Consider the following 23,529-nt stretch of genomic DNA (forward strand, 5'->3'; position numbering starts at 1 on the left):
TGCAGCAGCGAGGCCTTGTCGGCCACCACCGCCAGCACGATCGCCAACAGCGGCACCGCGGTGGACAGCATCCAGCTCAGCATCTGGCGCAGGATCACGCCGGGCGCCTTGACGTTCTCCGGCACGCCGCTGCGCAGGGCCGCGACCGCCACCGGCCGCAGCACCCGCTCGGACTGCAGATACCCGATGATCGCCGTCGCGGCGGCGCCCAGCGCCGTGGCGACCGCGACGACGGGCGCGGTGTACTTGGCCACCGACCAGCTGGCGATGATGAACACCACGCCACCGATGCACCAGGCGACCATGCTGGTGATCGTGCGGTAGAACGGCATCCGCAACGCGCGGCTGCGGGCCAGCTCGGTGGCGGCCGGGTCGGCCTCGGCCAGCAGGTTGTCGCGGCGTTGCCAGCGGAATACCGGCAGCATCAGCCGTAGGTTGAACACGATCCCGGCGAGGAAAAGGAAGATCACCACGCTGACGAAGACCGCGAGGTTGACCGGCGGCAGGTCCTGCAGCTGGATGCGGTCCTGGGGCGGCAGGCCGTAGCGCAGGAAGCCCAGCACGAACAGTCCGCCGATGATGTCGGCCTGCAGCATGCTCAGCGCGAACAGTGGCCACGGCGTGCGCACCACCCACCGGGCGAACGCGCTGATCCGCCCGGGCAGTGCTGCCTCGGTTGCCACCAATCCACAGTATCGGGCAGGGCGGACTTCGCGGAAAACAATAAGAATCTCGGCAAGTCGCCGTACCTGCCGAAACGACCGGAAATGTCACGGATTCATCCCGATCCGGTGGCCGATCGGTATCGGTCGGTCGGTGTCACTACTGTTGCCGGTGATGTCCGGGGTGTTTACGCGGCTGGTAGGCCAGGAGGCCGTGGTGGCCACGCTGCTCGCCGCCGCCCGCGCGGCCCGCGGTGATCCGGCTCACAGCGATCCGGCCGACGGGACTATGACACATGCGTGGCTCATCACCGGCCCGCCGGGTTCCGGCCGCTCGGTGGCCGCGCTGTGCTTCGCGGCCGCGCTGCAATGCACTTCGGCCGCCGAGGACGGCGGCCCCGGGTGCGGGCGGTGCCGGGCCTGCACGACAACCATGGCCGGCACCCACGCCGACGTGCGCCGGGTGATCCCCGAGGGCCTGTCGATCGGCGTCGACGAGATGCGCGCCATCGTGCAGATCGCGTCGCGGCGCCCGACGACCGGGCACCGGCAGATCGTGGTGATCGAGGACGCCGACCGGTTGACCGAGGGCGCCGCGAACGCGCTGCTGAAGGTGGTCGAGGAGCCCCCGCCGTCGACGGTGTTCCTGCTGTGCGCGCCGTCGGTGGACCCCGAGGACATCGCGGTCACGCTGCGATCCCGCTGCCGTCACGTGGCGCTGGTGACCCCGCCGACCGAGGCGATCGCGCGGGTGCTCGTCGAGAGCGACGGCCTGGACGAAGAGACGGCCAACTGGGCCGCCTCGATCAGCGGCGGGCATGTGGGGCGGGCGCGCCGGCTCGCCACCGATTCCGATGCGCGGCAGCGACGGGAGCGGGCGCTCGGCCTGGTCCGCGACGCGGCGACCCCGTCGCGCGCCTACGCCGCCGCCGAGGAGCTGGTGGTTGCCGCCGAGGCCGAGGCCGTGGTGCTGACGGCGGACCGTGCCGAGGCGGAGACCGAGGAGCTGAGGACGGCGCTCGGCGCGGGCGGCACGGGCAAGGGCACCGCGGGCGCGCTGCGGGGTGCCACGGGTGCGATCAGGGACCTTGAGCGACGGCAGAAGTCGCGCCAGACGCGCGCGTCGCGCGATGCCCTGGACCGGGCGCTGATCGACCTCGCGACGTACTTTCGCGACGCGCTCGTGGTGTCGGCGAACGCCGGCGGCGTGCAGGCGAACCACCCCGACATGGCCGATCGGGTGGCGGCCCTGGCCGCCCACGCCTCGCCCGAGAAGCTGCTGCGCTGCATCGAGGCAGTGCTGGAATGTCGCGAGGCGCTGGCGATCAACGTCAAACCCAAGTTCGCGGTCGACGCGATGGTCGCCACGTTCGGCCAGGAACTGCGGGATTGACCTCCGGCGACTTGGGCGGGTCAGCCCGCCTGCCGTAGACTCGTGCCGCCCGCAGGGCACGCCACCTTAGCTCAGTCGGTAGAGCGGCTCACTCGTAATGAGCAGGTCAGGAGTTCGATTCTCCTAGGTGGCTCCACTATTCGTACGCGATGTCGGATCGGTTCAGCGGGCCTGTTGCGCAAGCCGACGCGCGGGCGCTTGCTCCCTATGGCCCAGGTACCGGCGTTGCAACTGGTTGATATGGCCCTGTGCTTCGTTGATGTCCCGGCGCAGCGCGTCGGCTTCGGGCCGGCAACCCCGGTGTTCTAGCCAAGCAAGCTGGCGGGTCATTTCGTCGATCGAATCGCACAAGGCCCGGACCAATGCCACGGCCTGGGCGGCATCGCGTTCACCCATCCGGGAATCGTTGCACTGATGGCCTGATTTTGAAAGGGCGGTAGCGCATCCGAAACGAGCCGCTTAACGAACCGTAAAACCCGTCGCTGCACTCGAGGCCGACGAGCGGATCTCCGTGAGCCTTCGTAGCGTGCTCCTATGACATTCAAGGTTGTGTGGGCCGATGGCAGCGAGAACACCTACGGAGACGAACTACATTTCGACACCGACGGCGCGGTTCTCAAGATCGGTTACACCAAGGGCAGGTGGTCGTGGTATTTCGCGCCCCATCAATGGGCCCACATCGAGCACGAGCCGCGGGACGCCACGCCGCCCCCGTTCCCGCGGGTCGTCGCAGGGCTTCGCTCCCAGGCCGCTAACTCCGAGCGGGCCAATCCCTAAGAGAGCGGGGCAATTTCGGCGCATCTCGCGCGCGCCGAACGTGACACTGGCGTCACGCTCGACGCCGAACGTGACACTGGCGTCACGCTCGGCGAGCGCCGAGGCGCCGGGCGAGTCAGGCCGGCGCGACGAAACCGACCGGACCCGACGCCAGGCACAACGACAGCGCGGTGGTGTTGGCGCGGACGGTGATGGCGTCCCCGGCGCCCGGCAGCCGGACAAACACGCGGTTCAATCCCGGATGCACGGGCACCTTGACGGCGGGACCCTCGGAGAGCGACAGGGTCATCGAACCCTCGCTGTTGGCAAGGTAATTGAGCTCGACGGTCCAATCGGCAGGCAGCAGCGGGCCGTCGAGCATCAGCCGCGCCGGCTTGTCCGGCTGAGCGAAGTACCCGCACTGCGGCATGGGTCCCGGCACGATGGTGCGGATCCAGCTGACCCGCGCCTTGATCAGCCGGCCCGAGCTATCGAACATGCGTAATTGGCTTGTCGCGGAGGCGAATTCGGGCCGATCATGCAGTAGGGCGAACATGTGGCTGGCCAGGTTCTCCGGGGCGGCCACCCGCTGCAACACCAGCGGGTCGACCTCCTGGTCCAGCAGTGGCGCGTCAGAGGACGCGCGCGCCGCGGCCAGCGCGGCCCGTGCGTTCTGCAGGTAGGGCTGGGCCGGGTTGTCGCGCCAGCTGGTCAGGAAGGTGGCCGTCGAGTACAGGCTGCTGGCTACGAACGCCGCCGCCAAAAACGCCGTCGCGGCGGCGCGTTTCGGTGAGGCGTCCAGCCAGCGCGCGGCGGACGGCCGGTTGGGCGCGCACAACGCGACGGCGGCCAGCAGCGCCAACACGACGACGAGATCCGGCAGGTAGCGCAGCGTCTGGGCGAGTTCCAGCGCGGTCTGCTTCGACGACCGCATCAGATAGATCGGCACCTGGCAGGCGACGGTGTAGCCCGCCGCGGTCAGCCACACCGGCCAGATGCGTTGCTTGCGCAACAGCGACACGGCGACGGCTAAGGCCAGCACCAGCCAGCCGAGCGCCATCGCCAGCGGCGGGGGAATGGCCCACGGCGAGGCCGGGGCCCAGCGGTCCCAGTGCCACGGCCCGCCGGCCAGCCCCGGCACCACGCCGTGCGTGATCGAGCGCCACAGCAGGTCGGCGGTCATCGACAGGTCGAAACTCCACCGCTTCTGGTTGACCACGGCCAGGTACAGCGCGATCCACGCGGCGGTCAGGGCCAGCGACGCGACCCACAGCGGCCGGCCCGCCCGCCACACCGTGCGGAGGGCCGGCCCGTCACCCCGCACGTGGCAGAGCAGCGCGCCCACCGCGAACGCGACGAACGGAATCACGGCGGCCTTCTCGAAGAACAGCAGCCCGCCGAGGTAGGCCAGCACACCGGTCAGCGCGTAGCGCCGGTTACCGGTGCGGACAAGCAGGATCGCGTCGGCGCACACCCAGGCCAGCGCCGCCAGCATGGGCAACGAGTTCAGCGCCGCCGCCCACCAGGCGAACCCCGGCACGGCCAGCGGTGTGAACAGCGCGAATGTCAACGGCAACAGCAGCACCCACCGCCAGCCGAGGATGACGTACAGCGCCCGCAGCAGCGCCAGCGAGGCCAGCAGCTGCAGCACCAGCAGGCTGATCGCCGGGCCGGTCCAGTCCAGCGGCGCCAACCGGATGAGCGCGCCGGCGAGCAGGAACGCGGCCGGCATCACGTGGCCGTCGTGGTCGTCGAACAGGTACGACGGCGACAGCAGGCCCTGCGTTCCGGCCTTGCCGATGAGAATCAGGTCGTCCCAGTAGAAATAGCCGCGAAACGCGAGCACCGCGCGGATCCCCAGCTGCGCGACGATCAGCGCGGCCGCGGCCAGGGCGACCCCAGGCACGCGGGTCGTGCGTGCGGCCCGCTTGTATGGTGGGCCGGTGCGCGCACTGGTCACCGGGGGAGCCGGATTCATCGGGTCGACGCTAGTCGACCGTCTGGTGGCCGACGGCCACACGGTAGTGGGGCTGGACAATTTCGCCACCGGTCGCGCGACCAACCTCGAGCACCTTGCCGACAACCCCGCGCACGTATTCGTCGAGGCGGACATCGTGACGGCCGACCTGCACGCGATCCTCGACGAGCACCGGCCCGAGGTGGTGTTTCACCTGGCCGCGCAGATCGACGTGCGGCACTCGGTGGCCAACCCCCAGTTCGACGCGTCGGTCAACGTCATCGGCACCATCCGCCTGGCCGAGGCAGCGCGCCAGACCGGTGTGCGCAAGGTCGTGCACACCTCGTCGGGGGGATCAATCTACGGCACCCCGCCGGTGTACCCGACACCCGAGTCGGTGCCCACCAACCCTTCTTCGCCATATGCCGCCGGAAAGGTGGCCGGCGAAATCTACCTGAACACCTTTCGCAATCTGTACGGGCTGGATTGCTCGCACATCGCGCCCGCCAACGTGTACGGCCCCCGGCAGGACCCGCACGGCGAGGCGGGCGTGGTGGCGATCTTCGCCCAGGCGCTGCTGGCCGGCAAGCCCACCAAGGTCTTCGGGGACGGCGGCAAAACCCGCGACTACGTGTACGTCGACGACGTGGTCGACGCGTTCGTCAAGGCCGCCGGTACCGCGGGCGGCGGGCAACGGTTCAACGTCGGCACCGGCGTCGAAACCTCCGACCGCCAACTGCATTCTGCGGTGGCCGCGGCCGTCGGCGGACCCGACGACCCGGAGTTCCATCCGGACCGCCTGGGCGATCTGAGGCGCTCGTGCCTCGACATCGGTTTGGCCGAAAGGGTTTTGGGCTGGCGCCCGCAGGTGCAGCTGGAAGACGGGGTGCGTCGCACGGTCGAGTACTTCCGCCACGCACACACTGTTTGACCCCGCGCCGAGCGTGCACTGATCGCGAAATTCGGCCGAGTTTTTCGCAGTGGTTACACGTTCGACGGCTTGGTGGACGAGGGCAGCCAGCCGCTGGGCGGTCGGTGCGGCTTGAATGTGCAGTCCGGGCTTTCAATGTGGGTTCACACGCAAAGCCCTCACTGGACACGAGGCGACTTACACGTTCGACGGCTGCTCGGGCGCCTGCGCGCCTTCCAGCGCCACCGCCCGGGCCAGTCGCGCGTAGCGCAACTCCAAGTCCTTGAACCGCATGTAGGTGCTCAGGGTGGTGAAGCTGAACGCGATGATCAGCGCGTAGAGCATCAGGTCGGTGCCGCGGCGCACGCCGAACCAGTGCGCGACCACCGTCGTGTCGTCGGGTCGCAGCACGGCGTAGATGCCGCCGAACACGAACAGCACGTATCCGACCTTGACCCACGCCTTGGACCGCGAGCTGCGGCGCGACCGCAACAGATAGACCAGCAGCGCGATGATCGCCCCGATCAGCAGCACCTGGATCCAGTTCACTTAAGAATCCTCCCTCGCAGAAACCCGTCGAAGATGATGTTGACGCCGTTGAGCAGGGGCTGCCCCTTCGACTTCGAGTATTCGGTATAGAGCACCTCGACCGGTTGTTCGGCCACGCGCCAATGGTTTTCGGCGATCAGCATGACGAACTCGTTGGCGTGGCTCATGCCGCTCATGGTGATGTCCAGCCCGTCGGCGACTTTCTTGTTGAACACCCGCAGCCCATTGTTGGTGTCGGTCAAGCCAAGTCGGCGACCGCGCCGGCTCAGCCGCGCGGCGGTCCGCAGCACGATCCGCTTGAAAAGCGGTGGCCGGCTGCCTTCCTGGGCGCCGAACCGGGTCCCGATGACGACGTCGACGTCACCCACCCCGAGCCGTTCGACCATCGCGGCCAGGTCTTTGACGCGGTGCTGGCCGTCGGCGTCGAACGTGGCGAACACCTGCGCCCCGGGCTGGCGGCGGGCGTACTCGATGCCGGTCTGGATGGCCGCGCCCTGGCCCAGGTTGACCGGATGGCGCACCAGGTGCGCCCCGGCCCGCCGGGCGATCTCGCCGGTGCCGTCGCTGCTGCCGTCGTCGACGCAGACGACATTGTCGAAGGCCGAGCGGACGTCGGCTATCACGTCGCCGATCACTGCGGCTTCGTTGAAGGCGGGAATGACGATCCAGACGCCTTGGGATTCAGTAGCCATCTAAGTGCACCAGGGTAGCCAGGATCAGCCGGTTAAGCGTCCGGCGCGCGCGAGGGCCGCCAGATGGACGCCGATTCCCACCATCGGTCCACACAGCAGGCCGACCACGGTGCGCGTCTGCAGTGCCAGCGGCAGCATCAGCAACAGCCCCGACGCCACGGTCGCGCCGACCCAGCCGAGCGCGTAGGCCCGGTGCAGCGCCGCGGCGACCGTCGCGGCACCGGTCAGCGTCAGGATCGCGATCGCCACGGCCGCCGCCGTCAGCCACGCCAGGAGCGCGCTGCTGGCCTGGTACTGCGCCCCGAACGCGACCCGCAGCAGCCAGGGTCCGATGACACCGGCCGCCAGTACCCCGACCGCACCGACGCCGCCGATGATCGCCGCCGGCGCAAGCAGCGCCCGAAGCCGGTCGCTGCGCTCGTCGACGAAGTGCGCGATGAGGTTGCCCTGCATCGCGGTCAGCGGCACCAGCAGCGGCGCGCGGGTCAGCGTCACGGCCAGGATGATGACGCCGCCTTGGGCGCCCAACTCGGCGCTGGTCAGCTTCAGCAGCACCGGAAACCCCATCACAAGGATCGCGCTGGCGCCGGCCGCGGTGATGGAATGCGCGGCGCCGCGCAGGAAGGTCGAGGTGCTGCCGGGCGTCAGCAGCCGGGCCGCGGCGCGGGCCGTGGGCGACGCCGCCAGGATGATCAGCCAGGCCGTCGCGCCCGCCACCGTCGCCCACAGGAATCCGGCCAGGCCCCATCCGAGCACGACCGCGGCCGCGGCGACCGTCACCCGGATGACCGCGTCGGTCACCATCAGCGCCCCGTATGACGTCCAGTGGTTGGTGCCGGCCAGCATGCCCAGCAAGGTGGCGTGCAGGCAGAACCCAGCCAGCCCGACCGAAAGCAGCGCCACCGACAGCCAGCGCTCCTCGACGAACACCCGCCCGCTCCACAGGGGCGAGCTGCCGGCGATCACGACGGCCGCGGCCACCCCGACCATCGCGGCGATGCGCAGCGGATGGGTGCGGCCGACCGGGGCCGCCCCGATGTCGTGCAGGTAGCGCTCCGACCGGACCTCGCGGGTGGTCTCCTGCAGCAGGCCGAACGCGGCCCCGGTGACCAGCCCGAACGCGCCCCAGAACACCCCGAAGATCGAAAATCCGCGCGGCGCCAGGTCGCGGGCGGCCAGATAGATCACCGCATACCCGCACAGCGCGGTCAGCGCGGTGGCGGTGGCGACCCGAGCCACGCTGCCGCGCGCGACCGGGCCGGCCCCGGTGGAGGCTTGGGTACCGCCGGCTTCGGGCATCGCCACAATTTGAAAATAGTAAGTGCGCCGACGTCGATGGCCCGCGCCGGCGAGGTCGTCGCTATTGTGGGCGGCTGTTGGGAAGGATCCATGGCCGCGTTCCGCATCTTCGGGATCTCGCTGTTCGTCACCGCCGCGGCCCTCGCGATCGGATATCTGCACGGCGGGCCGAACGCCCTCTTTCTGCTGCTGGTGCTTGCCGTTCTCGAGATATCCCTGTCGTTCGACAACGCGATCATCAACGCGGCGATCCTCAAGCGGATGAGCCCGTTTTGGCGGCAGATGTTCCTGACGCTGGGCATCCTCATCGCCGTCTTCGGCATGCGGTTGTTTTTTCCGCTGCTGATCGTCTGGGCGACCGCCGGCCTCGGACCGGTCCGCGCGTTCGAATTGGCGCTCAACTCGCCGCCGCATGGCGCGCTGGAATTCCCGGACGGCTCGCCCAGCTACGAAAAGCTGATCGCCGCCGCCCACCCTCAGATCGCGGCGTTCGGCGGGACCTTCCTGCTGATGCTGTTTCTGGATTTCGTGTTTCACGACCGAGACATCAAGTGGCTCAAGTGGATTGAGGTCCCATTCGCCCGCATCGGCCGGCTCGGTCAGGTGTCGGTGGTGGTGGCCGGCGTCGCGCTGGTCCTGGTGTCGACGGAGCTGACGCACTCCGACGACGAGCGCGCGACGGTGCTGACCGCCGGGGTGCTGGGACTGATCTCGTATCTGGTCGTCAACGGGTTAAGCCGGGCGTTTCGGCCCCAGGACCTCGACACGGTGGCCGACGGCAAGCCCGGCAGCGCGGTCGGCAAGGCCGGGCTGACGCTGTTCATCTACCTCGAGCTGCTCGACGCCGCCTTCTCCTTCGACGGAGTGACCGGCGCCTTCGCGATCACCTCCGACCCGATCGTCATCGCGCTGGGCCTCGGGCTGGTGGGCTCGATGTTCGTCCGGTCGATCACCATCTACCTGGTCCAGCAGGACGCGCTGGACCGTTACGTGTACCTCGAGCACGGCGCGCATTGGGCGATCGGCGCGCTGTCCGTGATCATGCTGGTCTCCATCGAGCCCCGGTGGCAGGTGCCCGAGGCGGTCACCGCCTCGGTGGGCGTGGTCTTCATCGGGGCGGCCTTGGGCTGGAGCGTGTTGCGCAATCGGCGCAAGGCCGCAGCGTCGTCGGGCTAAGTCCGATTGCCCAACTTCTCAGCGGGCCGTTACACGGCCCGCATCGTCGTCGGGCTAAGTCCGATTGCCCAACTTCTCAGCGGGCCGTTACACGGCCCGCATCGTCGTCGGGCTAAGCCTCGATCTGGCCCGCGATCCGCGATTCGATGGCGGCCCGTGCCGGCGCCGGCAGCACGATCAGCCCGTCGAGTTCCTTGGTGGCCCGCAGGTAGGCGCTCTGTCGTTCTTCGCGCGTGGCCGCCTCGTCCTGCGCCAGGTGCAGCAGGTGCTGCGCGCGCGCCAGCCGTTGCTGGTCGTCCTCGGAGAAGTCGCTGCGGCGGCGGCGAATCGCCTCGGCCTCGGCGATCTCGAACGCGCTGATGTACTCGTGGACGGCGTCGCGGTACTCCACCTGCGCGGCGCGGTCGCCGGCGAGGGCCTCGATGTCCGGGGCGCGTTCCGGGCGCAGCAGGTCCGCGCGCCGCTTCGCCCTGTGGAACGCGATGGTCAGCGGGTCGCGCATGTCCGTCATCATCGGGAAGTCCAGCAACTTGGCGAGGTCGAGTTCGTAGTCGAACCATCGGGCGTCGGTACGATCATGCGCCGCAATGATTTTGGTGAGCTCCCGGCGCGAGCCTTCCTTGTTGTCCCGGTTGCGCCCGGCCGCCTCGGCCGCGGCGATCTTGGCCTGCTGCTTGAGCCGGTAGCGCTCCAGCCGTCGGTCGGCCCGACGCTCGTTGGCGGCGACGACGGCCCGCACGCCGGCGCCGATCGAGCCGCCCAGCGGGAAAATCAGCCACCAGAAGTTGGAGGCGAAATGCCACATCGGGGTCACATCGCCAGGATGCCACCGGGTGGCGCGCAGCGCTTACGCCCAGAGCGTTAGCCGCGTCGGTGCGGTTGTGCCTTGAACCGCTCGACCGAACGCTGCACTTCGGCCTCGGCTTCGGCGCGGTCAACCCAGTCGGCGGTCTTCACGTACTTGCCCGGCTCCAGGGCCTTGTACTGGGAGAAGAAGTGCTTGATGACGTCGAGCTCGAAAGGCGGCACATCCCCGATGTCCTGGATCTGATCCCACCGGCTGTCGCCGGCCGGCACGCACAACACCTTGTCGTCGCCGCCGGCCTCGTCGACCATCCGGAACATTGCCACCGGGCGCGCCTCCACGATCACGCCGGGGAACACGGATTGCGGCAGCAGCACCAGCGCGTCCAGCGGGTCGCCGTCCTCGCCGAGGGTGTCCTCGATGAAGCCGTAGTCGGTGGGGTAGGCCATCGAGGTGTAGAGGTAGCGGTCCAGCCGCACCCGGCCCGTCTCGTGGTCGACCTCGTACTTGTTGCGTTGACCTTTCGGGATTTCGATGGTGACGTCGAATTGCACCGCGCGGGCTCCTTCACGAGGGGTGGACCTGGGTCGGTCGGTTGGGTCGGGCATCACCCTAGTCGAGGGCATCGCGGCCGATTCGGCAGAATGGGTTCAAACAGTCAGGAGAGTGATGGGTCCTACTCGCTGGCGGAAATCCACCCAGGTGTTCATCGGATTGGCCGTGCTGGCGTTCGTCGCCGCGGTGGTGGCCGCGGCAACGTTTTTCACCATGGGGGGTCACGGGGCCGGCGCGGCGCATGTGCCGGTGCCGCCGCCGCGCCCGCCGACGGTCAAGCCGGGCATGGTCCCGGTCGCCGACACCGCCGAAACTCCCAGCCCCGCCGGGGTGGCCGGCGCGCTGGGTCCGACGGCCGCCGATCCCAACCTGGGCCGGCTGGGTGGCCGGATCACCGACGCCATCACCGGCAAGGAACTCTGGCAGGTGGCCGACGACCTGCCGCTGGTGCCGGCGTCGACCAACAAGGTCCTGACCGCGGCGGCGGCGTTGCTGACCCTGGACCGTCAGGCCCGGATCAGCACCCGGGTGGTCGCGGGCAGCCAGAACGCCCAGGGGCCCGTCGTGCTGGTCGGCGCGGGTGATCCGGTGCTGTCGGCCGCGCCGCCGGGCGTGGACACCTGGTACCGCGGTGCGGCGCGCATCAGCGACCTCGCCGAGCAGGTGCGCCGCAGCGGGGTGACCCCGACCGCGGTGCAGGTGGACATCTCAGCGTTCAGCGGACCGACGATGGCGCAGGGCTGGGACCCGGCCGACGTCGACAACGGCGACATCGCGCCGATCGAGTCGGTGATGATCGACGCCGGCCGCATCCAGCCGACCACGGTCAACTCGCGGCGGTCCAAGACGCCGGCGCTGGACGCCGGACGGGAGCTGGCCAAGGCCCTCGGCCTGGACCCGGGCGCGGTGACGATCGCCACGGCGCCCTCCGGCGCGCGGCAGCTGGCCGTCGTGCAGTCCGCGCCGCTGGTCCAGCGGCTGTCCGAGATGATGGACCACTCCGACAACGTGCTGGCCGAGTGCATCGCCCGCGAGGTCGCCGCCGCGATCAACCGGCCGCAGAGCTTCGCCGGGGCCGTCGACGCGGTGACCAACCGGTTGAGCACCGCGCACGTCGACACCGCCGGGGCCAGGCTGCTGGATTCCAGCGGGCTTTCGGTCGACGACCGGCTGACCGCCAAGACGCTCGACGGAGTCGTGCAGGCGGCCGCGGGCCCGGACCAGCCGGCACTGCGGGCGCTGCTGGACCTGCTGCCTATCGCCGGCGGCAGCGGGACGCTGGGCGACCGGTTCCTCGACGCCGCCACCGACCGCGGTCCCGCCGGCTGGCTGCGCGCCAAGACGGGCTCGTTGACCGCGGTCAATTCGCTGGTCGGGGTGCTGACCGACCGCAGCGGGCGGGTGCTCACGTTCGCATTCCTGTCCAACGACGCGGGCCCGAACGGCCGCAATGCGATGGACGCCCTGGCCACCAAGCTGTGGTTCTGCGGGTGCGCATGAGCGCCTCGTCCGGCCTGACCCTCGGGACCGCCGTCGACTGGCAGTTCGCGGCGACGGTCGGTCAGCGCCTGGCCCGGCCCGGCCCGGCGGCCAGTGACTACACCCGTCGCCAGGTGATCGACGAGCTGACCAGCGCGGCCGCCAAAGCCGAACCGCCCGTGCGCGAAGTCACCGGCCTGATTACCGACGGCGACGTGCCGCCGGCCCGCATCGTTGACCGCCTGCAGTGGATCGGTGCGGCCGCCGAGTCGATGCGGGTGATGACCAACGGAACCGACAAGCCGCGCGGGTTTTTCGCCGGCCGCATCACCGGCGCGCAGACGGGCGCCGTGCTGGCGTTCGTGTCGTCGGGGATCCTCGGCCAGTACGACCCGTTCGCGGCCGCGAAACAGGGAAGCCTGCTGCTGGTCTATCCGAACGTCATCGCCGTCGAGCGCCAGCTTCGCGTCGATCCCTCCGACTTCCGGCTGTGGGTGTGCCTGCACGAGGTGACCCACCGGGTCCAGTTCACCGCCAACCCGTGGTTGTCCGACTACATGTCCAAGGCGCTGGGACTGCTGACGCAGGACGCGGGAGAGGACATGCGGGAGGTGGCGACCCGGCTCGCCGAATTCGTCCGTAGCCGTGCCAACGGCGCGGATGGGTCTGCCGCGTCGGACGGCACCTCCTCGGGGATTCTCGGCCTGGTGCGCGCCGTGCAGTCGGAGCCCCAACGCGAGGCCCTGGACCAGCTGCTGGTGCTCGGGACGCTGCTGGAGGGCCACGCCGACCACGTGATGGATGCCGTCGGGCCGGTCGTGGTGCCGTCGGTGGCCACCATTCGCCGCCGATTCGACGAGCGCCGCCACCGCAAGCAGCCGCCGCTGCAGCGGCTGCTGCGCGCGCTCCTCGGGCTCGACGCGAAGCTCAGCCAATACACCCGCGGCAAGGCATTCGTCGACCACGTCGTGGGCAAGGTCGGAATGCAGCGGTTCAACACCATCTGGTCGGGCCCCGAAACGCTGCCGCTGCCCGCCGAGATCGAAGACCCCCAGCGATGGATCGACAGGGTGCTGTAGGGCAGCTGCGCACGGCTGTCGAGGCTTTCGCCGACACCTATCTCGCCACCGGAAAGCGGTGGCGGGTGGCGCTATCCGGCGGTCCCGACTCCCTGGCGCTCACCGCGGTCGCCGCCGCGCTCCGTCCCACCACCGCCGTGATCGTCGACCACGGCCTGCAACCCGGGTCGGCCGCCGTCGCCGAGACCGCCCGGCAGCAGGCGCTCGCGCTGGGATGCGTTGAAGCCCAAGTGCTTTGCGTGGAGGTGGGCAAGGACGGCGGCCCGGAGGCGGCGGCCCGCGCGGCTCGCTATGCGGCACTGAGCGCCTCCGGCGACGGCCCGGTGCTGTTGGCGCACACTCTCGACGATCAGGCGGAGACGGTGCTGCTGGGTCTGGGCCGCGGCTCCGGGGGCCGCTCGATCGCCGGCATGCGGCCGCACGATCCGCCGTGGTGCCGGCCGCTGCTGGGGGTGCGGCGATCCGCGACCCACGCCGCGTGCGCGGAACTGGGGTTGACCGCCTGGCACGACCCGCACAACACCGACCGCCGCTTCACTCGGGCCCGGCTGCGCCTCGAGGTGCTGCCTCTGCTGGAGGACGTGCTGGGCGGCGGTGTGGCGCAGGCGTTGGCGCGCACCGCGACCGCATTGCGCGAGGACACCGAGCTGATCGATGCGCTCGCCGCGCAGGCGCTGCCCGGGGTGCGGGCGGGGGCGGGCCTTCAGGCCGGGGAGCTGGCCGCGCTGCCGGACCCGGTTCGACGGCGGGTGATCCGCGGCTGGCTGCTGGCCGGGGGCGCGACCGGGTTGACCGACAAGCAGATTCGCGGCGTCGACACGCTCGTCACGGCGTGGCGAGGGCAGGGCGGGGTCGCGGTGGGCTCCGCGCTGCGCGGTGAGCGATTGATCGCCGGGCGGCGCGACGGCGTGCTCACGATGTGGCGTGAACCTGTGTAAACGGGGGCGGTCATTGGTTATTCGGCCGCTGGCGTGGCACTCTGTGGGCGTGGCCCAGATCTCCCCGGCTGTCACCCCCGCGCAGCCCGTGGAGCTGTATCCGGGGGATATCAAGTCCGTGCTGCTTACCGCCGAGCAGATCCAGGCGCGCATCGCCGAGCTCGGGGAGGAGATCGGCAACCACTACCGCGACCTTGCCGCCCAGACCGGCGAGGATCTGTTGCTCATCACCGTGCTCAAGGGCGCGGTGATTTTCGTCACCGACCTGGCCCGCGCGATCCCGGTGCCCACCCAGTTCGAGTTCATGGCCGTCAGCTCCTACGGCTCCTCGACGTCCTCGTCGGGCGTGGTGCGCATCATGAAGGACCTGGACCGCGACATCCACGATCGCGACGTGCTGATCGTCGAGGACGTCGTCGACTCGGGGCTGACCCTGTCGTGGTTGCTGCGCAATCTGAAGAGCCGGCATCCGCGTTCGTTGCGGGTTTGCACCCTGCTGCGCAAGCCGGACGCGATGCGCGCCAAAGTCGAGATCGCCTACGTGGGCTTCGACATTCCCAACGACTTTGTGGTGGGCTACGGCCTGGATTACGACGAGCGCTACCGAGACCTGTCCTACATCGGCACCCTGGATCCCCGGGTCTACGAGCAGTAGTTAGCGGTTAGTCGGCGTGTCGGACAAGTTTTTCGGACAGCGAGATCGACGCGAGCGTGCTAGTCACTCGAAATTTTCCGGGCCACCGTCGATCTCGCCGAGAGACCCTTAGTCGAGCTCCCACACCGCGGTCACCGAGAAGCTGACGGTCTGCTGGCCGGGTTCGAGCGGGACCGCGGCCGCGCTCCGGGGCGGCGCCGGTGGCCCGCCTGGCATGGGCTCTCTGCCGGACACTTCCGATATCGACAGCACCCGGCTCAGCCGAAGGCCGGACAGCTGGGCGTATTGGTCGGCGCGGGCCTTGGCGTCGTCGAATGCCCGCGCACGGGCGTCCTTGACCAGCTGCGAGTCGTCGGCGATGGAGTAGCTGACCGAGCTGATCCGGGTGGCGTCGCCGCCGGTGGTGACGATGAGGGCCAGCATCCGTGACGCGGCGTCGGTCGGGTGGATCTTGACCCGGATCGCGTTGGTCGCGCGGTAGCCGGTGATCGTCGCGGTGCCGTTGCCGTACTGGGGTTCCAGGGTGACAGTGGTGGTGCTGATGTCCTTGCGGTCCAGGCCCGCGCCGGCGAGCGCATTGATCACCGCCTGCTGACGATCGTTGGTCTGGTTCATCGCGGCGGTGACGTCGGGTGCGGTGGACTCGATGCCGGCATCGGCGGTCAGCGTGTCCGGGACGCCCTGAACCTGCCCCGAGCCGACGACGGTCACCTGGCGCGGATTAGCCCCGGGCGCCGGCGCGGCACTGTGCTTGTCGCACGCCGACAATGCGGCGACGGTCAAGCCGGCGGCGGCGAAAGCGATCGATTTGCGGACCATGTGTGGACCCTACGCCCGGCCGCGCATTAATCGTCGGCAAAGCCGACCGCGTGTCGTGGCAATCCGACCGAAGTTCATGATGAACTCTAATCATGTTGGTTTGCAACGTATTTCATTCCTTAGCTATAACTCGCAGCACATTGGCGCAGTTAAGTGAACAGTTCCCTACCCGCCAATGAATACGGTCCAGGGGGTTGCGGTGACCGGCCGGGTCGGGCCTAACCTCTGAGCTGCCTCGGTGCTGCCTTCGGTGACCGAAATCCTTTGATCGAATTGAGTTTTGGGAGGACACGCATCTCGATCGTGATCACGCAGCCCGGCACGCCCGCGGCCGCCGCGGACGAAATGCATGCGCTGAATGCGTTGGTGCGGGCGGGAAATGCCACCACGCTCCATGGCCTCGTTGCCGCCGAGCACACCACCAACGCCCTTGGTGGTGTGCCGCTGATGGGCAGTTTCGCCGCTCCCCGATACGGATTCAAGCCGACGGTGGTGCCTGCGCCGTCGGTCGGGGGATGACGCCGGAGCGGAGTATCAGCCGTCGAGGTGCGTCGGTGGGTCGGCGAAGCCGAAACCCCCGGGATTCTGACCGGGTCCCATCAGATCGCAGCGCCGTTCGGGCACCAGGAAGGAACTGGCGCCGCTGGGTATCAGGTGGGTGAAGGTGACACAACGTTGCCAGGTGCCGTCGGGCTGGATGGGGTCGTCGCACTTGCTGATAACGGGTCCCCCGTACACACAACCGGCGCTGGCCGGCGGCGCCGACGCGATCAGCCCCCCGGCCATCAGCACCACAGCCAGGCCGCCGACGATGCAGTGCTTCATGGTTCCCTCCCGTCACATCACGCCGGGTGTTCGGCGTGTCGATAGCTCGACAGCCCAACCAGTGACAATGACGTTACCGCTCATCTAGCTGGTCGCGCGGTGGCTCCGCCGGTGGAGTGGGGACCTGCAGCACGCGCTGACGGGTGGTGACCTGGAAGGGGTCCAGGGACCTCGACTCATCCAGGGCCCCGCGCACGTCGTCGAGCGTGATGAGGCCGAGTTCGACCTGCAGCCACGTGGCGCTCAGCCCGAAGGCGTGTGCCGCGCGCCGCGCCTCCTCGGCGTCCGGAAAGTCGTCGGCGTTCGCCCGCCCGACGCCGCCGTACCACCGGCCCTTCGTGACGCCGCAGGCGTCGCGCAACTGCTCGATGGTGATGTCGCGGTTCAGCGTCGCCTCGAGGAGGCGCTTCAGCCCCCACCCGGCGGCGTTGGTTCTCGGCATGCCTCCCAGAGTAACCGGATGCCAAAACCCGGTCAAAGCGTCCTGAACTGCGAGCCGAAGACAAGATTCGAGAAATATCCGCATAAGACTAGACATACATTCATAATTTATGACACAGTGTCCCAACAACGTCAGCGGGTGCCGGACTTCGGCACCGCGGTTCGCATCAGGAGGAACACCACATGTCGTTTGTCGTCACCGTGCCGGAGCTGCTGGAAGCGGCGGCCGGCCGGCTGCACGTTATCGGCTCCGCCGTCAGCGCGGCCAACGTGGCCGCCGCATTTCCGATCACCGGCGTCATCCCGGCCGCGGCCGACGAGGTCTCAGCGGTGACGGCGACGGCCTTCTCCGGTTACGGCCAGCTCTACCAGGCGATCAGCGCCGAGGCGGCCCTGATCCACGAGGAGTTCGTCCACGCCCTGGGGCTCGCCGCCAACGCGTATGCCGCCGCCGAGGCGGCGAACGCAGGGCAGGCCGGAGGTGTCAAGGTGGCGCACGTCGCGCCCCCTCGGCCCGCCCCCGCGCCGCCGGCGGTCTATGGCGCTGCACCCGCGGGTCGGGCGCCGTATGGCGGCGGTTACGGCGGTTACGCCCGCGGCAACTATGGCGGCGGTTACGGCGGTTACGCCGGCGGCAACTACGGCGGCGGTCGCGTGGACCCCTATGCGCGCTTCAGCTACGGCGCCCATGCGGCGCCCGCTGCGCCGGCCCACCCGGCTCCCGCCCATCCAGCGCCCGCTGCGCCCGTCCACCCGGCACCGACTCAGCATGCTCCCGCCACGCCCCTCAGCCCGGCGACTGCGCCGGCGATGCCCGCTCAACCGGTGACGGTTACGCCCGGACCCAATTACCCGGGGACCGTTCAGCCCGAGCACTACGTGCCCGCCTACCCGTCACCCGCCGGCCCCACCCAGGCCTTGCCGGCGCGCGCCTAGCAACAACCACTCAAAGAAGGGATCTACCAATGGACTTCGCCGCGTTGCCTCCGGAGATCAACTCCGCGCTGATGTATGCCGGCCCGGGCTCGGCGCCGATGCTGGCCGCGTCGGCGGCCTGGGACGGGTTGGCCGCCGAGCTGCGTTTGGCCGCAACCAGTTACGGGTCGGTGATCTTGGAGCTCGCCGACGCCGGTTGGCAGGGCCCGTCATCGGTCGCGATGGCCGGCGCCGCCGCGCCATATGTGGCGTGGATGCACAGCACCGCCGCGCAGGCCGAGCAGGCCGGGATGCAGGCAGTCGCCGCGGCCGCCGCGCACGAAGCGGCCTTTGCCGCCACCGTCCCGCCGCCGCTGATCGCCGCCAACCGCGCCATGCTGATGACCCTTGTTGCGACCAACTTCCTGGGCATCAACACCCCGGCGATCGCCGCGACCGAGGCGCAATACGCCGAGATGTGGGCCCAAGACGCCGCGGCGATGTACGCCTACGCTGCGTCGTCGACGACGGCGTCCGCGCTGGCCCCGATGGCGACGGCACCGGTCACCACAAACCTGGTGGGCCTGGCCGGCGGCGCCATCGGAACGGCCGTCAGCAATCTGGAGGGCGCCGCGCAGGGCCTGGCCACCCAAGCGCTCATGGGGCTGTCGGCGATTCCGTCGGAACTCAACGCGGCCGGACCATCGCTGCTAAGTGGCTTCCAGTCCGGCATAGGCGAATTCGCGCAGCTGCTCAGCGCGCCGCTCGGCCAGGGCGCGGGGACGCCGGGAGCGACGACGCCGAACCCGGGCGTAATGGCGCCGACGGTCGCGCCCGCCCCGACCGTGCGCCCGGCCTTCATGCCCGCGACGCCCTCCGTGCCGACTATGCGCGTGATGCCGGAGATGCGGGTTCCCGCCCACCTGGCGCCGGCGGCGGCGATGGGCCAGGCCAGCTCGGTCGGCGGTCTGTCGGTGCCTTCGGGCTGGACGCCGGCGTCGGCTCCGGCCGCCGAGGCACCGGCTGTGTCACCGATATCGGGCGCCCCCGCGGCGTCGCCGATGATGGCCCGCAGCCTTCCCGCCACCACGGTCGCGGGCATGGAGATGCGGGCATCCGGTGCCGCCGAATTGCCACGAGTCAGCGTGCTCCCCCGCGTGGTCGGATGACCGAGGGGAGGGAGCGGTTCCGCAGTTCACCGATAACCAATTAGCAAACACCACAACTCTTTTCGAAGGAGATATGACATGACCGCACGATTCATGACCGATCCGCACGCGATGCGCGACATGGCGGGCCGCTTCGAGGTCCACGCCCAGGCCGTCGAGGACGAGGCCCGCAAGATGTGGGCGTCCTCGCAGAACATCTCCGGCGCGGGCTGGAGCGGCCAGGCGCAGGCGACCTCGCTGGACACCATGGGCCAGATGAATCAGGCCTTCCGCAACATCGTCACCATGCTGCACGGGGTGCGCGACGGCCTGGTCCGCGACGCCAACAACTACGAGCAGCAAGAACAGGCCTCCCAGCAGGTGCTGGGCAGCTAGCCAACCGATCAAGAGCAGGAGAGACTCGCATGACGATCAATTATCAATTCGGTGATGTCGACGCACACGGCGCCACCATCCGCGCGCAGGCCGCGTCACTGGAAGCCGAACACCAGGCCATCGTTCGCGATGTGCTTGCCGCCGGCGACTTTTGGGGCGGCGCCGGCTCGACGGCCTGTCAACAGTTCGTCACCGAGCTGGGCCGCAACTTCCAGGTGATCTACGAACAGGCCAACGCCCACGGCCAGAAGGTGCAGGCGGCCGGAAGCAACATGGCCAGCACCGACAGCACCGTCGGATCCAGCTGGGCTTAGTGGCGATCGCAAGCGCGGCGGAGCCGGGCGCGGCGGGTCGCCACCATCGGCCTAAGGCGTAACCAGGATCTTGCAGTGCCGCTCGGGGTCGGCCAGGTCGTCGAAGGCCTGGCCGACCGCGTCGAGCCCGACCTCCCCGGTGATCACCGGCGTGACGTCGATCTCGCCCTCGGCCAGCGCGCGCAGCGAGTCGCCGAACTCCTCCGGGTTGTAGGCGAGGACGAACTGCACGCTGATCTCCTTGGCGATCGCGAAGAAGGGATGCACGGTGTCGGCCTGCATGCACACCCCGGCGACGACCAGGCGGGTGCCGGGCCGCGCGCGGCGCAGCACGTCATCGATGATTCCCGGCACCCCGATCGCCTCGAACACGACCGCGGCTTTGACGGAGTCGAAGGGTGATCCCTGGGCCGCGTCGAGCGTCTGGTGGGCGCCCATCGCGGTGGCCAGCTCGCGCCGCTTCGGGGAAAAGTCGCATGCCACAATGGTTTCCACGCCGCGGGCTCGAAGGGCGGCGATGATCGCGATCCCGATCGGACCGCAACCGAGCACCAGGGCGGTCTCGCCTGGCGTGATGTTGGACTTGTTGACGGCGTGCAATCCCACCGCCAAAGGTTCGGTCAACGCGGCATGCTTGTAATCGAGGCCGTTGGGGATGGGCAACAGCAGCGGCGCCGAGAGCAGCATCCGTTCGGCGTAGCCGCCAATCGTGCTGTTGCTGTAGACGATCGGCTCGACGCCCTTGGGAGACAACAGAACCGGAATCGAGGTGACCATGGTCCCCGGCGGATGGGTGTCCGTATCCGGTCCGGCTTCGAGCACCTCGGCGCTGAACTCGTGACCCATGTAGACGTCGCTGTTCAGGTCGACGCCCATGCCGCCGGCGTCGGCGGCCACCCGGGCCGTCATCTCCATCACCTCGTCGCCGTGGGCGGCGAAGTGCAAGTCGGAGCCGCAGATTCCGCACGCCCGCACGCCGACCAGCACCTGACCCGGGCCGGGCACCGGTTCGGGCACGTCGTCGCGGTAGACCATCCGTCCGTCTCGTAACACCGCAGCGCGCATCAGCTTTCCACGCCTTTCTGCTCGTCGACGTGCTCGGTGATGGCCTTGACGATGGCATCGCCGGCGCGCCCGATCAATTGGTCGCGCATGCCCCTGGCCCAGTCGTGTGACGACCGCGACGCCTCGAGCTGTCCCTTGAAGTAGGGAATCACCTTGCGGGCCATCAGGTCATAGCAGTGGTAAGTCGCTTCCGGGGAGGCCCAGTCGTGGCCGAGCATCAGCAATGTCCCGAAACCGCCCGACCGTTCGAGCAGGTCTTCGATGTGCGCGATCGCGTCGTCCGGCGTGCCGATGCAGCAATTTCCCTTGGCCGCATAGTCCGCCACGAACTCGTACGGCGTCTGCGCCTCGCCGTCGACCTCGTTGGACAGCGGCACGAAGCCCGCCGCGCCGAAGTAGTTGGCGAAATCCTGTAGCCCGTACGTGCAATCTTCGATGGCCTGCTCGCGGCTGTCGGCAATGTGCATGATGCTCAATACCCGCCACGAAGTCCGGTCCGGCTCGTCGCGGCCGACCTTGGCGGCCTGCTCGCGCACCACCTCCCAGGTGTTCTCGAGCGCGGCGTAACCGCCCGGCACCGACATCGACAGCGAGAGCAGCGATGTGCCGAGCGCGCCGGCCAGCCGCGGGCCGGACGGGGAAATCATTGCCGCCGTGGAGATCTCCGGGTAGGGCCAGGTGAAGGGGCGGATGTGCAGCTGGGCGTCGCGCAGCGTGAACCAGTCGGTGTGGCGGTCGACCCGTTCGGACGGGCCCGCGCGAAACAGCGCCAGGATCGCCTCGAGGGATTCCTGCATCATGTGTCGCTGATCGACCGGGTCGATGCCCATCATGTACGCGTCCGACGGCAGCGCGCCGGGTCCGGTGCCGAACATGACCCGGCCGCGGGTCAGGTGGTCCAGCAGCACCCAGCGGTCGGCCACCATCAGCGGGTGGTGGTAGGGCAGCGACACCACTCCGGTGCCCAACCGGATGTGCTTCGTGCGCTCCGCCGCGGCCGCGATGAACACTTCCGGGCAGGCGATCAGCTCGTAGCCACCCGAGTGGTGCTCGCCGAACCAGGCTTCGTCGAAGCCGAGGCGGTCCAGCGCGACGACGCGCTCCATGTCGTATTCCAAAGCGACCGTAGGGGATTGGCCGATGGGATGGAAAGGCGTGATGAAAACGCCGAAACGCAGCGGGACACCCATCACCATTCCACTCCTTTGAGGAACTCGAGCAGTGCCGCGTTCACCTCGTCGGGCCGTTCTTGCTGCAGCCAATGTCCGGCCCCCTCGATCAGCACCTCGCGGTACGGGCCGGAGATCACCTCCGAAACGCGGTCGCGGCTGGTGAAGGACAGCACCGGGTCGCCGGTTCCGGCGATAAAGAGGCACGGCACGCCAATCTTCGCGCCGTCGAGATCGGCGGTGGTCTCCCAGTTGCGGTCGAAATTTCGGTACCAGTTCAGGCCGCCGGTGAATCCCGTACGGGAGAACTCGGCGATGTAATGGTCGAGCTCGTCCTGGCTGATCCAAGCCGGTAGCCCGTCCGGCTCGGCAAGCCGGTCGATGAAGCCCTCGGGACCAGGGGCGGCCATCCGCAGCAGCGCGTCCGCGCCGCCGGAACCGTTGAGGCCGCCCATCATCCGTCGCATGGTGCGGGCGGGGTCGCCGCCGAGTTCGGCGTCGGCGACGCCGGGCTCCTGGAAGTAGAGGATGTAGAAGAAGTTCTCACCGAACAGCTTGCGCCACGCCCGCGTCGGCGCCACCTGCGAGCGGGGCAGCGCCGGAACGCTGAGCGCGGCGACCGCCGCCACCCGTGCGGGGTGCAACAGCGGCGCATGCCACACGACGGGCGCACCCCAGTCGTGTCCGATCCACACGGCGCGCTCGGCGCCGACGTCGTCGAGCAATCCGACCAGGTCGGCGGTCAACTCGTGAATGTTGTACGCCTCGATCGGGTCCGGACGCGACGATCCACCGTAGCCGCGCTGATCGGGTGCCAGCACGTGATAGCCGGCCTCGACGAGGGCCGGTATCTGGTGTCGCCATGAATAGGCCAACTCGGGAAAGCCATGGGCCAGAATCACCACGGGCGCGCCGCGATCTCCCGCCTCGGTCACCCGCAATTGCACGCCATTTGTGTCTACTAACCGCTGGGTTGACGAAAGCACGGTTTCACCAAATCACAAGGACCCCGGGCTGAGAAGGGCTTTCTTTATCGCCTGTTCGCCCCGCCCCATAATTTGGGGATGCGATTGGACCACGTGGTTCTTTGGACGAGGGACGCGCGCGCGGCGATGGATTTCTACACGCGAGTGGTCGGGCTGACGCCGGAACGTTTTGCGGAGTTCGAGGCGGGCGAGGCGCCGTTCCCGAGCGTGCGGGTGTGCGACGACTCCATCATCGATCTGATGCCGGTCGAGATGGCCTCGTCCGCGGTGGCCGAAGGAAGTGCCGGCCACCGCCTCAACCACGTCTGCCTCGCGCTGTCGAAAGGCGAGTACGACGCGCTGGACGCGCGCCTGCAAGCCGCGGGCGTGGACACCGGCGCGCGGCTCACCCACAGCTTCGGGGCCCGGGGGTGGGCACCGCAGACGTACTACTTCGCCGACCCGGACGGCAACGTCGTCGAGGCCCGCTACTACGAGTGACGGCTCGGCGATTGTGTGGTTTGCCACGCCGGGAACCAGACCGGGAACTGCCGCTCGTTGATTCGT

At 69.1% G+C, this 23,529-nt stretch carries 27 protein-coding genes, 1 tRNA gene and 1 pseudogene; 15 read left to right on the top strand and 14 right to left on the bottom strand.

Translation table 11 applies throughout. The annotated features are described in order from the left end of the window. A pseudogene (locus A5706_RS07535) lies at window positions 1–731 on the bottom strand (adenylate/guanylate cyclase domain-containing protein); the annotation flags it as partial. A 106-nt stretch (window positions 732–837) separates the two neighbouring features. On the opposite strand from A5706_RS07535, the gene A5706_RS07540 reads away from it, so the two are divergent. Beyond that, window positions 838–2,055 carry a DNA polymerase III subunit delta' gene (locus tag A5706_RS07540; RefSeq protein WP_068128731.1) on the top strand — a complete coding sequence of 406 codons (1,218 nt, stop codon included), beginning with the start codon at window positions 838–840 and terminating at the stop codon, window positions 2,053–2,055. A 60-nt stretch (window positions 2,056–2,115) separates the two neighbouring features. Then, window positions 2,116–2,191 (top strand) — tRNA-Thr (locus tag A5706_RS07545). A 26-nt stretch (window positions 2,192–2,217) separates the two neighbouring features. Here A5706_RS07545 and A5706_RS07550 read toward each other — a convergent pair. Further along, complete coding sequence (locus A5706_RS07550; RefSeq protein ID WP_068128733.1) at window positions 2,218–2,451, bottom strand: hypothetical protein; 234 nt, start codon at window positions 2,449–2,451, stop codon at window positions 2,218–2,220. 138 nt (window positions 2,452–2,589) lie between these two features. Between A5706_RS07550 and A5706_RS07555 the strand changes: the two genes are divergently transcribed. Continuing rightward, window positions 2,590–2,832 carry a hypothetical protein gene (locus A5706_RS07555; RefSeq protein ID WP_068128735.1) on the top strand — a complete coding sequence of 81 codons (243 nt, stop codon included), beginning with the start codon at window positions 2,590–2,592 and terminating at the stop codon, window positions 2,830–2,832. A gap of 115 nt (window positions 2,833–2,947) precedes the next feature. Here A5706_RS07555 and A5706_RS07560 read toward each other — a convergent pair whose 3' ends face one another. After that, window positions 2,948–4,789 carry a hypothetical protein gene (locus A5706_RS07560; RefSeq protein WP_231985110.1) on the bottom strand — a complete coding sequence of 614 codons (1,842 nt, stop codon included), beginning with the start codon at window positions 4,787–4,789 and terminating at the stop codon, window positions 2,948–2,950. Between A5706_RS07560 and A5706_RS07565 the strand changes: the two genes are divergently transcribed. Further along, window positions 4,755–5,699 carry an NAD-dependent epimerase/dehydratase family protein gene (locus A5706_RS07565; RefSeq protein WP_068128737.1) on the top strand — a complete coding sequence of 315 codons (945 nt, stop codon included), beginning with the start codon at window positions 4,755–4,757 and terminating at the stop codon, window positions 5,697–5,699. The genes A5706_RS07560 and A5706_RS07565 overlap by 35 nt on opposite strands. Window positions 5,700–5,876: 177 nt before the next feature. Here A5706_RS07565 and A5706_RS07570 read toward each other — a convergent pair whose 3' ends face one another. Genes A5706_RS07570 through A5706_RS07580 form a run of 3 tightly spaced genes read right to left on the bottom strand, consistent with a single transcriptional unit; the run spans window position 5,877 to window position 8,218 of the window. After that, the gene (locus A5706_RS07570; protein ID WP_068128739.1) at window positions 5,877–6,227 is read right to left on the bottom strand and encodes a DUF2304 domain-containing protein; all 351 of its coding nucleotides are present in this window, start codon (window positions 6,225–6,227) and stop codon (window positions 5,877–5,879) included. Next, a complete protein-coding gene (locus A5706_RS07575; protein ID WP_068128740.1) occupies window positions 6,224–6,919 on the bottom strand; it encodes a glycosyltransferase family 2 protein in 696 nt (231 codons plus the stop codon). Before A5706_RS07575 ends, A5706_RS07570 begins: the two co-directional genes overlap by 4 nt. Window positions 6,920–6,943: 24 nt before the next feature. Then, the gene (locus tag A5706_RS07580) at window positions 6,944–8,218 is read right to left on the bottom strand and encodes a hypothetical protein (protein WP_068128783.1); all 1,275 of its coding nucleotides are present in this window, start codon (window positions 8,216–8,218) and stop codon (window positions 6,944–6,946) included. A 90-nt stretch (window positions 8,219–8,308) separates the two neighbouring features. Here A5706_RS07580 and A5706_RS07585 point away from each other — a divergent pair, with 90 nt between their 5' ends. Beyond that, window positions 8,309–9,394, top strand: a complete 1,086-nt coding sequence (locus tag A5706_RS07585) for a DUF475 domain-containing protein (protein WP_068128785.1) — start codon at window positions 8,309–8,311, stop codon at window positions 9,392–9,394. Window positions 9,395–9,506: 112 nt separating this feature from the next. On the opposite strand, the gene A5706_RS07590 is transcribed toward A5706_RS07585, so the two are convergent. After that, complete coding sequence (locus A5706_RS07590) at window positions 9,507–10,199, bottom strand: hypothetical protein (RefSeq protein ID WP_068128742.1); 693 nt, start codon at window positions 10,197–10,199, stop codon at window positions 9,507–9,509. Window positions 10,200–10,255: 56 nt separating this feature from the next. Next, complete coding sequence (locus A5706_RS07595) at window positions 10,256–10,753, bottom strand: inorganic diphosphatase (protein ID WP_068128744.1); 498 nt, start codon at window positions 10,751–10,753, stop codon at window positions 10,256–10,258. Between the two features lie 115 nt (window positions 10,754–10,868). Here A5706_RS07595 and dacB point away from each other — a divergent pair, with 115 nt between their 5' ends. Genes dacB through hpt form a run of 4 tightly spaced genes read left to right on the top strand, consistent with a single transcriptional unit; the run spans window position 10,869 to window position 14,905 of the window. Then, window positions 10,869–12,254: a D-alanyl-D-alanine carboxypeptidase/D-alanyl-D-alanine-endopeptidase gene (gene dacB / locus A5706_RS07600; RefSeq protein WP_156767007.1), complete on the top strand. Its 1,386-nt coding sequence runs from the start codon at window positions 10,869–10,871 to the stop codon at window positions 12,252–12,254. Then, on the top strand, window positions 12,251–13,312 hold the full coding sequence (locus A5706_RS07605) for a zinc-dependent metalloprotease (protein WP_068128787.1): 1,062 nt from the start codon (window positions 12,251–12,253) through the stop codon (window positions 13,310–13,312). Before dacB ends, A5706_RS07605 begins: the two co-directional genes overlap by 4 nt. Next, window positions 13,291–14,250, top strand: a complete 960-nt coding sequence (gene tilS, locus A5706_RS07610) for a tRNA lysidine(34) synthetase TilS (protein ID WP_068128747.1) — start codon at window positions 13,291–13,293, stop codon at window positions 14,248–14,250. The genes A5706_RS07605 and tilS overlap by 22 nt, the downstream gene beginning before the upstream one ends. Before the next feature lie 43 nt (window positions 14,251–14,293). Further along, window positions 14,294–14,905: a hypoxanthine phosphoribosyltransferase gene (gene hpt / locus A5706_RS07615; protein WP_068128749.1), complete on the top strand. Its 612-nt coding sequence runs from the start codon at window positions 14,294–14,296 to the stop codon at window positions 14,903–14,905. A gap of 108 nt (window positions 14,906–15,013) precedes the next feature. Here the strand turns inward: hpt and A5706_RS07620 are convergent, their stop codons facing one another. After that, window positions 15,014–15,724, bottom strand: coding sequence for an SIMPL domain-containing protein (locus A5706_RS07620; RefSeq protein WP_068128750.1), 711 nt, complete (start codon window positions 15,722–15,724; stop codon window positions 15,014–15,016). Between the two features lie 303 nt (window positions 15,725–16,027). On the opposite strand from A5706_RS07620, the gene A5706_RS35175 reads away from it, so the two are divergent. Next, window positions 16,028–16,243 carry a hypothetical protein gene (locus A5706_RS35175; RefSeq protein ID WP_068128752.1) on the top strand — a complete coding sequence of 72 codons (216 nt, stop codon included), beginning with the start codon at window positions 16,028–16,030 and terminating at the stop codon, window positions 16,241–16,243. Window positions 16,244–16,258: 15 nt separating this feature from the next. On the opposite strand, the gene A5706_RS07630 is transcribed toward A5706_RS35175, so the two are convergent. Next, the gene (locus tag A5706_RS07630) at window positions 16,259–16,549 is read right to left on the bottom strand and encodes a hypothetical protein (protein WP_068128754.1); all 291 of its coding nucleotides are present in this window, start codon (window positions 16,547–16,549) and stop codon (window positions 16,259–16,261) included. A 73-nt stretch (window positions 16,550–16,622) separates the two neighbouring features. After that, window positions 16,623–16,991: a hypothetical protein gene (locus tag A5706_RS07635; RefSeq protein ID WP_068128756.1), complete on the bottom strand. Its 369-nt coding sequence runs from the start codon at window positions 16,989–16,991 to the stop codon at window positions 16,623–16,625. Window positions 16,992–17,173: 182 nt separating this feature from the next. Between A5706_RS07635 and A5706_RS34915 the strand changes: the two genes are divergently transcribed. From A5706_RS34915 to A5706_RS07655, 4 genes are all read left to right on the top strand, one after another. Beyond that, complete coding sequence (locus A5706_RS34915) at window positions 17,174–17,926, top strand: PE family protein (protein ID WP_068128758.1); 753 nt, start codon at window positions 17,174–17,176, stop codon at window positions 17,924–17,926. Between the two features lie 29 nt (window positions 17,927–17,955). Next, entirely contained in the window at window positions 17,956–19,074 is a 1,119-nt protein-coding gene (locus A5706_RS07645; protein ID WP_068128760.1) for a PPE family protein, read from the top strand. Between the two features lie 78 nt (window positions 19,075–19,152). Beyond that, on the top strand, window positions 19,153–19,449 hold the full coding sequence (locus tag A5706_RS07650; RefSeq protein ID WP_068128762.1) for a WXG100 family type VII secretion target: 297 nt from the start codon (window positions 19,153–19,155) through the stop codon (window positions 19,447–19,449). 29 nt (window positions 19,450–19,478) lie between these two features. Next, window positions 19,479–19,763, top strand: a complete 285-nt coding sequence (locus A5706_RS07655) for a WXG100 family type VII secretion target (protein ID WP_067015078.1) — start codon at window positions 19,479–19,481, stop codon at window positions 19,761–19,763. Between the two features lie 51 nt (window positions 19,764–19,814). Here A5706_RS07655 and A5706_RS07660 read toward each other — a convergent pair whose 3' ends face one another. From A5706_RS07660 to A5706_RS07670, 3 genes are read right to left on the bottom strand one after another with little or no spacing between them, the layout of a single operon-like run. Next, a complete protein-coding gene (locus A5706_RS07660) occupies window positions 19,815–20,828 on the bottom strand; it encodes a zinc-binding dehydrogenase (RefSeq protein ID WP_068128764.1) in 1,014 nt (337 codons plus the stop codon). Next, on the bottom strand, window positions 20,828–22,018 hold the full coding sequence (locus tag A5706_RS07665; RefSeq protein WP_068128788.1) for an LLM class flavin-dependent oxidoreductase: 1,191 nt from the start codon (window positions 22,016–22,018) through the stop codon (window positions 20,828–20,830). The genes A5706_RS07660 and A5706_RS07665 overlap by 1 nt, the downstream gene beginning before the upstream one ends. Beyond that, window positions 22,018–22,983: an alpha/beta fold hydrolase gene (locus A5706_RS07670; protein ID WP_156767008.1), complete on the bottom strand. Its 966-nt coding sequence runs from the start codon at window positions 22,981–22,983 to the stop codon at window positions 22,018–22,020. The genes A5706_RS07665 and A5706_RS07670 overlap by 1 nt, the downstream gene beginning before the upstream one ends. A 78-nt stretch (window positions 22,984–23,061) precedes the next feature. Between A5706_RS07670 and A5706_RS07675 the strand changes: the two genes are divergently transcribed. After that, window positions 23,062–23,463 (top strand): VOC family protein, encoded by a 402-nt coding sequence (locus tag A5706_RS07675; protein WP_068128768.1) that lies wholly within the window; start codon window positions 23,062–23,064, stop codon window positions 23,461–23,463. Window positions 23,464–23,529: the final 66 nt, after the last annotated feature.

The sequence above is a fragment of the Mycobacterium sp. E796 genome (genome assembly GCF_001672815.1).
In the GTDB taxonomy this organism is placed as follows: Bacteria; Actinomycetota; Actinomycetes; order Mycobacteriales; family Mycobacteriaceae; genus Mycobacterium.

Bases quoted from the DNA above. Each gene is read 5' to 3' on its own strand.
- A5706_RS07540 (WP_068128731.1), top strand. From the start codon at position 838: ATGTCCGGGGTGTTTACGCGGCTGGTAGGCCAGGAGGCCGTGGTGGCC.
- A5706_RS07550 (WP_068128733.1), bottom strand. From the start codon at position 2,451: ATGGGTGAACGCGATGCCGCCCAGGCCGTGGCATTGGTCCGGGCCTTG.
- A5706_RS07555 (WP_068128735.1), top strand. From the start codon at position 2,590: ATGACATTCAAGGTTGTGTGGGCCGATGGCAGCGAGAACACCTACGGA.
- A5706_RS07560 (WP_231985110.1), bottom strand. From the start codon at position 4,789: ATGAATCCGGCTCCCCCGGTGACCAGTGCGCGCACCGGCCCACCATAC.
- A5706_RS07575 (WP_068128740.1), bottom strand. From the start codon at position 6,919: ATGGCTACTGAATCCCAAGGCGTCTGGATCGTCATTCCCGCCTTCAAC.
- A5706_RS07580 (WP_068128783.1), bottom strand. From the start codon at position 8,218: ATGCCCGAAGCCGGCGGTACCCAAGCCTCCACCGGGGCCGGCCCGGTC.
- A5706_RS07585 (WP_068128785.1), top strand. From the start codon at position 8,309: ATGGCCGCGTTCCGCATCTTCGGGATCTCGCTGTTCGTCACCGCCGCG.
- A5706_RS07590 (WP_068128742.1), bottom strand. From the start codon at position 10,199: ATGTGGCATTTCGCCTCCAACTTCTGGTGGCTGATTTTCCCGCTGGGC.
- dacB (WP_156767007.1), top strand. From the start codon at position 10,869: ATGGGTCCTACTCGCTGGCGGAAATCCACCCAGGTGTTCATCGGATTG.
- A5706_RS07605 (WP_068128787.1), top strand. From the start codon at position 12,251: ATGAGCGCCTCGTCCGGCCTGACCCTCGGGACCGCCGTCGACTGGCAG.
- tilS (WP_068128747.1), top strand. From the start codon at position 13,291: ATGGATCGACAGGGTGCTGTAGGGCAGCTGCGCACGGCTGTCGAGGCT.
- A5706_RS07620 (WP_068128750.1), bottom strand. From the start codon at position 15,724: ATGGTCCGCAAATCGATCGCTTTCGCCGCCGCCGGCTTGACCGTCGCC.
- A5706_RS07630 (WP_068128754.1), bottom strand. From the start codon at position 16,549: ATGAAGCACTGCATCGTCGGCGGCCTGGCTGTGGTGCTGATGGCCGGG.
- A5706_RS07635 (WP_068128756.1), bottom strand. From the start codon at position 16,991: ATGCCGAGAACCAACGCCGCCGGGTGGGGGCTGAAGCGCCTCCTCGAG.
- A5706_RS34915 (WP_068128758.1), top strand. From the start codon at position 17,174: ATGTCGTTTGTCGTCACCGTGCCGGAGCTGCTGGAAGCGGCGGCCGGC.
- A5706_RS07645 (WP_068128760.1), top strand. From the start codon at position 17,956: ATGGACTTCGCCGCGTTGCCTCCGGAGATCAACTCCGCGCTGATGTAT.
- A5706_RS07650 (WP_068128762.1), top strand. From the start codon at position 19,153: ATGACCGCACGATTCATGACCGATCCGCACGCGATGCGCGACATGGCG.
- A5706_RS07655 (WP_067015078.1), top strand. From the start codon at position 19,479: ATGACGATCAATTATCAATTCGGTGATGTCGACGCACACGGCGCCACC.
- A5706_RS07660 (WP_068128764.1), bottom strand. From the start codon at position 20,828: ATGCGCGCTGCGGTGTTACGAGACGGACGGATGGTCTACCGCGACGAC.
- A5706_RS07665 (WP_068128788.1), bottom strand. From the start codon at position 22,018: ATGGGTGTCCCGCTGCGTTTCGGCGTTTTCATCACGCCTTTCCATCCC.
- A5706_RS07675 (WP_068128768.1), top strand. From the start codon at position 23,062: ATGCGATTGGACCACGTGGTTCTTTGGACGAGGGACGCGCGCGCGGCG.